Source organism: Shewanella sp. KCT (assembly GCF_007636505.1).
Classification (GTDB): Bacteria; Pseudomonadota; Gammaproteobacteria; order Enterobacterales; family Shewanellaceae; genus Shewanella; species Shewanella halotolerans.
Map to the genome: position 1 here is coordinate 38,464 of NZ_LVDJ01000009.1, position 11,590 is coordinate 50,053.

Sequence of the window (11,590 nt, forward strand, 5' to 3'; positions counted from 1 at the left end):
GCGCAGTTTTTTGTTTAAGCTTGTGTTACATTTTTGCAGATGATGCCAAGTAGGTTTTTGAAAACCTTGGCGTCTCAGAGCAAGCAGCGAATTTCCTCCTGGGGGCAGGCGTACAACATATGAAAGTGGAACTGGATGTTTCTGAACTGGCCGTTGGCATGTATGTGGTTGAGATCACTCAGCCCAAGAACAAGTTTCAACTGGCGGAGCAGGGATGGATCACTAAACAGCAGGTGATCGATGGCTTTAAGCGTAAAGGCATTGAGAAGCTGTTAGTCGACAGCAGCAAGCGACGCCCACAGCCTAGTGAGCCTGCCAAGGTTAAACAAGCCGCCCAGCTAACAAAAACGCCTGGACTGTTTAAACAGCGACTGAGCCAGGCCAAGCAGCTGTTCAACGAGTCTAAGGCGATACAGAGACGCCTGTTTGACGATGCCCAAGCTGGCGTGCCCCTGACGTTGGAGCCGGTAAGACAGGTCACGGATCAGTCAATCGAGGCGATATTCGATAATCCCGATGCGCTGGCCTGCGTGATCAACATACGCCATAAAGACCAATATCTGCTGGAACACTCAGTGGCCGTCTCTGTGCTGATGACGATTTTTGCCTGCTATCTCAAGATAGATAAAGCGATAGTGCGTGAGCTGGCGATCGGCGCCTTCCTACACGATGTTGGTAAGATCATGATCCCCCCAAGCATTCTCGATAAGCCGGGTCGGTTGACGACCGAGGAGTTTGAGGTGATGAAGACCCATGCCAATCACTCTATCCGCATCATAGAGAATACACCCAACATCAGCCCGCTGAGCCTTGAGGTCGCCAGGCTTCACCATGAGAAGCTCAACGGCAAGGGTTATCCCTTTGGCGTCAGCGCCGAGGCGATCTCCCGTTTTGGCCGGATGATCGCAATCTGTGACATTTTCGACGCCTTGACCGCCAATCGCTGTTATAAGGCAGGTTATCCTCAGGTGAAGGCCTTTAGCATACTGCGCGCCCTGGGGGAGAATAACGAGCTGGATGCCGAGTTGGTGGATCATTTTATCAAGTGCATGGGGGTCTATCCCGTGGGCTCTCTGGTGCAGCTGGAATCTAACCGTCTGGCGATCGTCGAGAGTCATAATCATCAAGACCCTATCCGCCCCAAGGTGAAGCCCTTCTATAGCCTGAATCCCAATCATTTCGAGATCTCCGCCAATATCGATCTTGCGGCGATGCGTGACGACATCATAGTCAAGAATGTGCGCGCCGATGATTTCGACCTCGACATGGATGAGATCATCGAGTTTCTCTCCCACGAGGGCTAGCGCTTTTTTGGACGAGCGCTAGCTTATTAACGCCTTAGCTCACTTAACCCCTAGCTCACTTAATCACTAGCTCTATAACGTCCTGAGTTAATTGGGCTTTCCGGGATCATTGAGAGGCCTGAGTGTATTGAATAGCCAGCTCGGCGAGTTGCAGCTCAAAATCTCCCGTCTGACCATTGCCAATCAAGAGACCAACGGCGACCAGTTGCGTCAGGTCTGGGTAGGGCCGCGTTGGATAATCCGCGCCGCGAAAGGTCTCGATAAACTCCCCTTGAGCAAAGGTCCACTGCTCGAGTCTGCCCGCCTGGGTATCGAAGTTTGCCTTGTAGCTGACCAGTTCGCCCTGTTTAAGGACTTTGAGTCTGAGCTGGTAGTGCTTGCCATCACCTAAGGTGGTGAGGCGAATGCCGCCTGGATGAGCCTGTTGCAAAATCTGCTGCTCCTCCTGGCTTAGGGTGCGCGACACAGAGGCGAAGCCGCCGTTGTTCTCGAGGGAGACATTGCCGCTAAAGCGCAGTCGATATTGCTGATTGGCGTTGAGGAACTCACTCAGCTCGCTCTGGGAGCGGCCGCCCATTACCCCATCGTTGACTATTTGCCAGTGACCTGGGTGAGTCAGTAAGGCTAATGTTTCCATCTTAGTATCGACTCCTTGGATAGTGAGAAGGTAAGGGCCTAGCAAGGTCAAGCCAAGTAGCATCTTCATGTGCGCTGCTTATTGTTTGCAAGCTCAGGCGCACAGAGAGATGGAGGGCAAGGCCCTGTGCAGCGCCATGAGATCCCTGAAGATGTAGCTGGCGCCATGCTGCTCGCCGTAGGCTCTCTGCTCGCTGAGCAGTACAGATGGCATGCCCGCCCGCTTGGCGGCCTGGATATCATAGTGATGGTCGCCCACATAGGCTATCTGCGATGGCGGCAGCTGCCACAACTTTGCTAGCGCCAGCAGGCTGCTGGGATCTGGCTTGGCCGGGCCATCGTCGCGGCTGACAATGAGATCGATCGGCAGGGCGCAGCGCTCTATCTTTAATTCGGCCGCCTGGCGGCTGTTGCGGGTGACGATTGCCGTTGGGATCTGTTGCAGCAACAAAAAATCCAGCAGGGCTAAGGCGCCACTCATCGCCCTCGCGCTCAGGGCATCTAAGTGCTCGGCCTGGGTGATGATGCTATGGGCCTTCTTGGCACGCTCCATTGGCAGCTGCTGCACGAAGGCGAGAATATCCTGGTCTAACGGGCAGCCAACTGCCTGCTTGAGGGCCTTAAAGTCTAGGGAGCTGCTCACTAAGGTGCCGTCGAGGTCGAAGATGACTCCCTTAAACAAGTTATTAAAGCTCTGCATGGCGTGTCCTTATCTAGATTGAAGGCGAAGGTTGTTGTTAAGAAGGCTGCTGTTAAGAAGGCTGTTGTTTAGAAAGTCGCTAGCTTAATAGCTATAAGTATAGCCAGTAGCCGCCTGTCGCTCCTGTAAGGTTGACATTAGCGAGTGTTTCAAGCGCCGGCTCTCATTTGGTTTGATTGAGGATATACGGCGCCCGGCGACTAATGGATCAGTAAAGGGGAGTAGCGGATAAAAAAATCCCCGCTGGTGCGGGGACTTTAGATTGGATGAGAAGGGGGTTAGACGTTTAGTCTTAGGTCGCCGCTTTCATCTCACGGGTAAACTGGCCCAGAGTGCTGAGCAGGGCCTGCTCATCGTCTTGATGGGCCTCGATGATCTTCACTACGGCAGAACCCGAGATGGCGCCCGCCGCGCCCGAAGCTATAGCAGCCTCGACCTGAGCAGGCTCTGCGATGCCAAAGCCCAGTAGGGGCGGCGGTGCATCGAAGGCTTTGAGCTGGGCCAGGATATCATCCAGCGGCATGCCTGCCTTAGACTCTGTGCCCGTGACGCCGGCGCGTGATAGCAGGTAGGTGTAGCCCTGGCCCTGCTCGGCCACCTGGCGCAGCGTCTCGGCATCGCCATTGGGCGGCGCGATAAAAATTGGCGCTACCTCGTGGGCCTTGGCGGCGGCGATAAAGGGCGCAGCCTCCTCCACAGGCACGTCGGCAATAAGCACAGAATCCACGCCGGCGGCCTTGGCTTTGGCGTAGAAGGCTTCGACGCCGTTGGCATACACCAGGTTGGCATACAGCAGCAGGCCGATGGGTAGATCTGGGTATTTGGCGCGTACCTCAGTGATGATCTCAAAACAGCCACCCGGCGTGGTGCCCGCGGCTAAGGCGCGCAGATTTGCGCCTTGGATCACAGGGCCGTCGGCGAGAGGATCTGAGAAGGGAAAGCCCAGCTCCAAGGCGTCGGCGCCATTTTCCACTAAGGTCTCGATGATCTTCAGTGACAATTCTTTATTGGGATCGCCTATGGTGACGAAAGGCACGAAGGCGCCACGCCCGCTTGCGTTAAGTGCGGCAAATGCTGCCTGATAACGGTTACTCATTGCCGCTCTCCTCGTTATTTGCTTGTTGTTTCTCTAAGATGTCGGCGACGGTGAAGATATCCTTGTCGCCGCGGCCTGAGAGGTTGACCACCAATAGGGTCTCCTCGGTGGCGGCCTCGGCCAGCTTGATGGCATAGGCCAGGGCATGGGCCGACTCCAGCGCCGGGATGATCCCCTCGCTGCGGGCCAGCAGCTGGAAGGCTGCTAAGGCCTCGTCATCTGTGGCCGACTCATAGGTGGCGCGACCGGTCGCCGCAAGGTGGGCGTGCTGCGGCCCCACAGAGGGGAAGTCCAAGCCTGCGGAGATAGAGTAAGACTCTTCGATTTGGCCCTCTTTATCTTGCATCAGCGGCGCCTTCATGCCGAAGAAGATCCCCGTCTTGCCGTGCTTGAGCGGCGCACCATGTTTAGGCGTGTCTATGCCGAGTCCTGCTGGCTCGACACCGATAAGCTTAACCGAAGGCTCGTCGATAAAGTCGGCAAACATGCCGATGGCATTAGAACCGCCGCCGACACAGGCTATCACCGCATCGGGCAGACGTCCCTCACGGTCGAGTATTTGCGCCTTGGTCTCTTCGCCAATCATGCGCTGAAACTCACGCACTATGGTGGGGAAGGGATGGGGACCGGCGGCGGTACCCAGCAGGTAGTGAGCCTTGTCGTAACTGGCAGACCAGTCGCGCATCGCCTCGTTACAGGCATCTTTCAAGGTGGCTGAGCCTGAGGTGACCGGAATCACCTCGGCGCCCATCAGGCGCATACGGAACACGTTGGGCGATTGACGTTCGACATCTTTGGCGCCCATGTAGACCTTGCACTTGAGGCCTAATAGCGCGCAAGCCAGGGCAGTGGCCACGCCGTGCTGTCCGGCGCCGGTTTCTGCGATGATCTCTTTCTTGCCCATACGCTTGGCCAGCAGGGCCTGACCCAATACCTGGTTGGTCTTGTGGGCGCCGCCATGGAGCAGATCTTCACGCTTGAGGTAGATCTTCACCAGAGGGTTAGGGCTAAGGTTACGGGTCAGCGTCAAGGCGGTCGGTCTGCCGGCGTAGTTTTTCAGCAGATCGGTAAATTCGGCTTGAAAGCTCGGATCGTTCTGCGCATCGACGAAGGCGGCTTCGAGCTGCTTGAGGGCGGGCATCAAAATCTGCGGTACAAACATACCGCCATATTCGCCGAAATAAGGGTCCAGCTTAGTCATCATAAAGCTCTCTCTGTATGGAGCGGCGCCGTTAAGGTGCGCCGCAAAACGTTAATATTCTCTAAGGGCGGTAAAGGCTTGCTTGATAAGCTCTGCATCCTTGATGCCGGGAGCCGACTCGAGGCCCGAGTTAAAGTCCAGGCCATAGAAGCCCTGGCGGGCGGCGTCACAAGCGTTGCCTGCGTTAAGCCCACCGGCCAACATGGCATCAGCCTTGTGCGGCAGTTGCTGCTGCCAGTTAAAGGCATGGCCCGTGCCGCCAAACTGCACGCCATTTGGCGCCTTGGTCTTGCTGTCGTAGAGCAGGCGATCGGCATTGTCTGGCGTGGAGGGGGCCTGGCAATCGTCGCTGTCGACGCTGACGGCTACCGCTTTCCAGATTTGGGTCTGGCAATCAAGTTCATTTAGCTTAAGTCTGAGCTGATCGATATCATATTCGCTCTCCTTGCCGTGAAGCTGCACGGCGAAGAGATTGAGGCGTTTGGCCAGCTCGGCGATGGTGGTGACCTCTTCGTTGACGAAGACGCCGACAAAATTCAGCCCCTTACCTGTGCTTCGTTGCTGCTCGACTAAGTCTAGTGCCTGCTCTGGGGTCACGTAGCGAGGCGATTTCTTGGCAAAGATAAGTCCGCCATAGAGGGCGCCGGCGTCAGTGACGGCGCGCACATCTTCGCTGCGGGTCAGGCCGCACACCTTGTTGTGGCCAAGGGTCAGGGCGCGGCAGGCGAGATCAAGATCGGCCTCGGCCATCAGCGAGCTGCCTACCAGGAAGCCATCTACCAGGGGGCTCAGGCGTCTTACCTGCTGCTGAGTGTAGATGCCTGATTCGCTCACTACCACGCGGTCTGCTGGGATATGCGGGGCTAAAGCCTCAGTGGTTGCCAGATCTGTGGTGAGATCTCTTAGGTTGCGGTTATTGATCCCTATGATGGCGGCATCCAGGGCGATGGCGCGCTTGAGCTCCTCCTCGTTACTGACCTCGGTCAGCACATCCAGCTGGTACTGGGCCGCCAGGCTTGCCAGCTGACGGTAACGGTCATCATCGAGCACCGACAGCATCAGCAGTATGGCATCTGCGCCCTGGTGGGCCGCCAGTTTCACCTGATAGGGATCGACGAAGAAATCTTTACATAGGATGGGTTGGCTAACCCTGGCACGTACCTTGGGCACGTAATCCATGTCGCCCTGAAAAAACTGCTCGTCGGTCAGCACAGAGATGGCCGCGGCATAATGCTTGTAGACATCGGCGATAGCCTCGACATCGAACGCTTGTCTGATGAGGCCCTTAGAGGGGCTGGCCTTCTTGCACTCAAAGATGAAGCCAGCATTGGGCGCCTTGAGTGCCTGATACAGACTGCGATCCGACACCTTGGGCGTTAGCGAGGCCTCGGGGAAGCGCTGTTTTAGCGCGGCGATATGAGCCGGTTTAGTGTCGACGATACGGGTCAGCACGTTGCTGCTTGTCTTGGATTCGCCAGTTTGACTGTTTACACTCGCTTGCATCAGTTTGTTCCTAGATTGTCACTTTGGCTCGCGCTAGCAAGCTGTTCGAGTAGGGTGTAAGCCTTGCCGCTGGCGAGGGTCTGTAGCGCCAGCGCCGTGCCTTGCTGTGGGCTGTCACAGCAGCCGGACACATAGAGGGCGCAGCCAGCATTGGCAGCTACCGCCTCAGTGTGCGCCAACTCGCCATGGCCTTGCAATATGGCGCGGGTGATTTCGGCGTTTTCTGCAGGGCCAGCGCCGGCGAGATCGCTTATCTCGGCGCGGCTCAGCCCCAGGGCCTCTGGTGAGAGGTAATATTCGACGATTTCGTCCTGTTTCAGCTCACAGACTAAGGTCTCGCCGTGTACCGCCACCTCATCCAGGCCGCTGCCGTGGACCACCATGGCGCGTTTGACGTCCAGCGCCTTGAGCACGTCGCAGATAGGACGCACCAGCATAGGATCATAGACCCCCAGCAGCATGTAATCGGGCCTGGCCGGATTGATCAATGGACCTAAGACGTTAAACAGGGTGCGGGTCTTCAGTGCCTGACGCACAGGCACCGCGTGGCGCACGCCGCCGTGATAATGGGGCGCGAACAGGAAACAGAGCCCAAGAGTGTCGAGACAGTCTCTTGCAGTCTCGGGCGCCATGGTGAGATCGATACCAAACTGCGCCAGCAGATCCGACGAGCCAGACTTGCTCGATACGCTGCGATTGCCGTGCTTGGCCACCTTGGCGCCCGCCGCGGCGGCCACGAAGGCTGAGGTGGTCGAGATGTTAATGGTGTTGTGACCGTCACCGCCGGTGCCCACGATATCCACTATGCCCTGGACGCGAGTGGCCTCACTGGGGGCGGGAAAGGCCTTGGCGGCTTGCAGCAATGCGTCGGCCGCGCCGGAGATCTCATCTATGGTCTCGCCGCGCATCTTCATCGCGACCAACATGCCGGCCATGGCAACGGGATCCATCTTGCCCTCGACTATCTCGCTAAACAGCGCCTTGGTCTCCTCGCGGGTGATGGTTTGCCCCTGATAAAGCCTGTCGAAAATCGGCTGTAGTTCACTCATTACTATACTCCTTGGCCGCTGCTTAATTGGGCATCTTGGGTCAGGTAGGTCAATGTCTGGGTCAGCAACTGGCTGCCGAGTGTGGTCAAGATAGACTCGGGATGGAACTGAAAGCCTACCGCCTTGACGCTCTTGTGGGAGATGGCCATGGGCATCTCCTCTGTGGTGGCGATCACCTCGAGGCAGTCGGGCACCTGCGTTGCCACCAGGCTGTGGTAGCGGGCGACGGGAAGCGGCGAGGGCAGACCGGCAAAGATCCCCTGGCCGTTGTGCTCGGTTGGGCTGGCCTTGCCATGGACCACTTGTTTGGCGCGTTCCACCTTGCCGCCGAAGTGTTCGATCATCGCCTGGTGGCCCAAACAGATCCCCAGCATGGGCACCTTGCCCGCCAACAGGTCGATGAGCGCCATCAGGCAGCCCGCCTCATGGGGGGCGCCCGGGCCGGGGGATAATACCAGCGCCGCCTTGCCTTGCTCTTGCAGTAGCTTCTCGGCGATAAACTGGGCATCTAAGTCGTTGCGGTAGATCACCACCTCGAAGCCAAGGCTGCGGAACTGATCCACCAGGTTGTAGGTAAAAGAGTCGAAATTATCCAGTAGGTAGAGCTTCATTGTCCGCCTCCCATCTTGATGGCTGATATGACCGCCTGGGCCTTCTGGCGGGTCTCGTCGGCTTCGGCCTGGGGATCTGAGTCATACACCACGCCCGCGCCGGCTTGAATATGGGCCGTGCCCTCTTTTACGAAGGCGGAGCGGATCACTATGCAGGTGTCCATGTCGCCAAGGCCATTGAGATAGCCTACGGCCCCGCCGTAGCTGCCGCGGCGGGTCTGTTCGGCGCCGCGAATAAGCTGGGCCGCGCTCACCTTGGGCGCACCGGTAAGGGTGCCCATGTTCATGCAGGCCTGATAGGCGTGCAGGGCATCGAGATCGCTTCTAAGCTGGCCGGTCACCCGGCTGACCAGGTGCATCACGTGGGAGTAACGATCCACTTTCAGCAGCTCGGCGACCTTGCGGGTGCCGCTTTGGCTGATGCGGGCCACGTCGTTACGGGCCAAGTCTACCAACATCAGGTGTTCAGACAGCTCTTTCTTATCCAGGCGCAGTTCCAGCTCGATGCGGCTGTCGAGATCGAAATCGATGTCGCCGCTCTCAGTCTTGCCGCGTTTGCGGGTGCCGGCGATGGGATAGATCTCCACCTGGTTGGTGCTGGCCTCATATTTGAGGGCGCTCTCTGGCGAGGCGCCAAACAGGGTAAAGTCATCGCCTCTGAAGTAGAACATGTAGGGACTGGGATTGGTCAGTCTCAGGGCGCGGTAGGCGCCTAGGGTATTCGGGCAAGGCAGGCTGAAGCTGCGCGATGGCACCACCTGAAAGATATCGCCGGCGACGATATGAGACTTAAGATCTGTCACTATGCTCTTAAACTCATCATCTGACACATTAACCTGGGTCTCGGCATCCACAGGGCAGAGCGGGGCGATATCGGGAAGCCTGCTGCAGGCCTGGTGCAGTTGGGTGACTCGTTCGGCCAATGCCGCCTTAATTTCCGCATTCTGAGTAAAGTCATGGCTGATGATGTCGGCGCTGCGTGCTTGATGATCGACCAGGATCAGGGTTTCGGCCAGATAGAAGAGGTAATCAGGGCAGGTATTGGCGCTTTGACTCACCTTGGGTAGCGGCTCTACCGTGTCGATAAGATCGAACGCCAGCACGCCACCGAGGAACAGGCTCTCAAACTGGGCATCATTGCCCATGTCGATATGCTTTATTAGGCTGCGCAGGCCATCGAGCGGTGAGGTAGATTTTAATCTGGCATCTTCATCCAGGAGCGAGGTGTCTTTATGCAGGACTAAGGTCAACGTCTTGCCATCCACCTGGCTTTCATCTTCGTCGAAGAAGCGGGCAATGGGAACCAGCAGCGCCTGACCATTGTCGCTCAGCGCGGTGAAGCTGAGTTGGTAACCTTCACAACGTATGGCCAGGGCGGCGTGGGTCATGATGATGCTTTTAAGGTGGTCCTTACTGTCGATTTCAGCCGACTCCAGCAACATGGTATGTGCCGCATCCTGCGTCAGGTGCTGATACAGCTGGAGAGGATCATTATGATAGGTGATCCGCTCCTTTATCGTGTTGACGCTGGCCAGAAACTCTTGCCCCATATTTGCGCTCCTACTTGCCGATAGTAGACTAACTTGTTTGTGCGTTTGGGTTAGTCGTTTATAAATCTATTAATAAAATTAGGTGATTAAATGCAAAAAGCCCGCATCGAGTGCGGGCTTTTTGTTTAAATCTTGTCTCTTTTACATGAGCACAGAAATTCACACCACCCGCTATGTTGGGAAGTGCCACCACCAGTTGATGTTGTTGAATAGCTGCGTTGTCATTTCAGTGTCTATCTCATGTAAAGGTAAAATCTCGTTGATGGCTATATAAAAGCATCCCCTCCGTTACCTTGTCAATTGAATATTTTTCTATTTGGGGTTTTAAGATCACAATCTGCAGTGATTACCGAGAAGATTTAACGAATCTTATGCAATTTCGTCCATTTTCATCCAATTAGATGTTTCTAATAACAAAGTCGAGTAGAATAAAGAGATGACAGATGAAACGCGTTTAATCGATCTTCACAGCCACACTACGGCATCCGACGGCCAGTTAACCCCGTCAGAATTAGTGGCCCGTGCCCTCGCTAATGGGGTGCAGATGCTGGCCATTACCGATCACGATACCTTAGCCGGTCTCAAGGAAGCCCACAGCTTCAACGACAGTCAAGCCGAGCCTTTGACCCTGATTAACGGCTGCGAGATCTCTACCCGCTGGAATAACTTCGATATTCATATCGTCGCCTTAAATATTGATCCTGAACATCAGGGGCTGGATGCTTTCTTGAACCAGCAGCGTGCCTTGCGTGAGGCGCGGGCGATGGAGATAGGCGTGCGCTTGGAGAAGGCCGGTATCAGCGGCGCCTATGAAGGGGCTAAGGCGTTAGCCGAAGGCGCAGCGCTGAGTCGCGGCCACTACGCGCGCTGGTTGGCGGATAACGGCTATGCCACCAACGCTGCCGCCGTGTTCAAGAAATACCTGGCGCGGGGTAAGACAGGCTATGTGCCGAACAATTGGTCTGACATGGAAACCGCTATCGCCATCATTCATGAGGCGGGCGGCGTCGCCGTGCTGGCACACCCCAGCGGCTACAAGTTGTCGGCCAAATGGCTAAAGCGTCTGGTACGTGAATTTAAGGCCGCCGGTGGCGATGCCATGGAAGTGGTGCTGGGTCAGCAGACCCTGGACGATCGTAACAATTTAATAGCCTTGAGTCGGCTCAATGAACTGCATGCATCGCTGGGAAGCGATTTTCATTTTCCCGGTAGCTGGCTCGAGTTAGGTAGAAATATGTTCCAACCCCAAGGTGTCGATTGGGTTTGGCAAATGGATAATTGGATGGGAAACCCATGAGTCAATTTTTTTATGTACATGAGGAAAATCCTCAGGTTCGTCTGATTAATCAGGCGGTCAATGTGATTAAGCAGGGCGGGGTGGTGGTCTATCCCACAGACTCTGGCTATGCCCTAGGTTGTCTGCTGGGTGAGAAAGATGCGATGACCCGCATAGTGCGCATCCGTCAGATCGAGAACGACCATAACTTCTCGTTGATGGTGCGTGATCAGTCTGAGCTGGCGACCTATGCCAGGGTGGATAACCAGGCCTATAGAGTGCTTAAGCACAACACCCCTGGTCCTTTTACCTTCATCTTCAAGGCCACCAAAGAGGTGCCTAAGCGCCTGCAGAACCCGAAGAAGAAGACTATCGGTATTCGCGTGCCAGACAATGTGATTGCCCTGGCGCTGCTTGAGGCGCTCGATGCACCGCTGATGTCTACCAGTCTTATCCTGCCGGGTGAAGAGTTTACCGAGTCAGATCCCGAGCATATCCGTGACATCCTCGAGCATCAGGTAGACGTGATTATTCATGGCGGTTATCTGGGCGAGAAACCGACTACGGTTATCGATCTCTCAGAGGGCGATATCGAGATCTTACGTGAAGGCGCAGGTGATGTTAGCCAGTTTGGCTAAAGCCCTGTCTATTGGTCAAATTTGCA

The 11,590-nt window shown here is 56.0% G+C and carries 11 protein-coding genes; 3 read left to right on the forward strand and 8 right to left on the reverse strand.

The window, feature by feature from the left end; genetic code table 11:
* Positions 1 to 119 precede the first annotated feature (119 nt).
* A complete protein-coding gene (locus tag AYI87_RS13585; RefSeq protein WP_144202884.1) occupies positions 120 to 1,304 on the forward strand; it encodes an HD-GYP domain-containing protein in 1,185 nt (394 codons plus the stop codon).
* A 106-nt stretch (positions 1,305 to 1,410) separates the two neighbouring features.
* On the opposite strand, the gene AYI87_RS13590 is transcribed toward AYI87_RS13585, so the two are convergent.
* From AYI87_RS13590 to AYI87_RS13625, 8 genes are all read right to left on the reverse strand, one after another.
* Positions 1,411 to 1,941, reverse strand: a complete 531-nt coding sequence (locus AYI87_RS13590; RefSeq protein ID WP_186300629.1) for a CIA30 family protein — start codon at positions 1,939 to 1,941, stop codon at positions 1,411 to 1,413.
* A gap of 93 nt (positions 1,942 to 2,034) precedes the next feature.
* The gene (locus tag AYI87_RS13595) at positions 2,035 to 2,640 is read right to left on the reverse strand and encodes an HAD family hydrolase (RefSeq protein ID WP_144202889.1); all 606 of its coding nucleotides are present in this window, start codon (positions 2,638 to 2,640) and stop codon (positions 2,035 to 2,037) included.
* A gap of 292 nt (positions 2,641 to 2,932) precedes the next feature.
* Positions 2,933 to 3,736, reverse strand: coding sequence for a tryptophan synthase subunit alpha (trpA, locus tag AYI87_RS13600; RefSeq protein WP_144202891.1), 804 nt, complete (start codon positions 3,734 to 3,736; stop codon positions 2,933 to 2,935).
* Positions 3,729 to 4,937, reverse strand: coding sequence for a tryptophan synthase subunit beta (trpB, locus tag AYI87_RS13605; protein ID WP_144203214.1), 1,209 nt, complete (start codon positions 4,935 to 4,937; stop codon positions 3,729 to 3,731). Before trpB ends, trpA begins: the two co-directional genes overlap by 8 nt.
* Positions 4,938 to 4,988: 51 nt before the next feature.
* Positions 4,989 to 6,440 carry a bifunctional indole-3-glycerol-phosphate synthase TrpC/phosphoribosylanthranilate isomerase TrpF gene (gene trpCF, locus AYI87_RS13610; RefSeq protein ID WP_144202894.1) on the reverse strand — a complete coding sequence of 484 codons (1,452 nt, stop codon included), beginning with the start codon at positions 6,438 to 6,440 and terminating at the stop codon, positions 4,989 to 4,991.
* A complete protein-coding gene (gene trpD / locus AYI87_RS13615; RefSeq protein WP_409928974.1) occupies positions 6,440 to 7,489 on the reverse strand; it encodes an anthranilate phosphoribosyltransferase in 1,050 nt (349 codons plus the stop codon). Before trpD ends, trpCF begins: the two co-directional genes overlap by 1 nt.
* A gap of 2 nt (positions 7,490 to 7,491) precedes the next feature.
* A complete protein-coding gene (locus tag AYI87_RS13620) occupies positions 7,492 to 8,100 on the reverse strand; it encodes an aminodeoxychorismate/anthranilate synthase component II (RefSeq protein ID WP_144202900.1) in 609 nt (202 codons plus the stop codon).
* Positions 8,097 to 9,650 carry an anthranilate synthase component 1 gene (locus AYI87_RS13625; RefSeq protein WP_144202903.1) on the reverse strand — a complete coding sequence of 518 codons (1,554 nt, stop codon included), beginning with the start codon at positions 9,648 to 9,650 and terminating at the stop codon, positions 8,097 to 8,099. Before AYI87_RS13625 ends, AYI87_RS13620 begins: the two co-directional genes overlap by 4 nt.
* A 436-nt stretch (positions 9,651 to 10,086) precedes the next feature.
* On the opposite strand from AYI87_RS13625, the gene rnm reads away from it, so the two are divergent.
* Both rnm and AYI87_RS13635 read left to right on the forward strand, forming a co-directional pair.
* A complete protein-coding gene (gene rnm, locus AYI87_RS13630; RefSeq protein WP_144202905.1) occupies positions 10,087 to 10,947 on the forward strand; it encodes an RNase RNM in 861 nt (286 codons plus the stop codon).
* Positions 10,944 to 11,564 carry an L-threonylcarbamoyladenylate synthase gene (locus tag AYI87_RS13635; protein ID WP_011866047.1) on the forward strand — a complete coding sequence of 207 codons (621 nt, stop codon included), beginning with the start codon at positions 10,944 to 10,946 and terminating at the stop codon, positions 11,562 to 11,564. Before rnm ends, AYI87_RS13635 begins: the two co-directional genes overlap by 4 nt.
* Positions 11,565 to 11,590 lie beyond the last annotated feature (26 nt).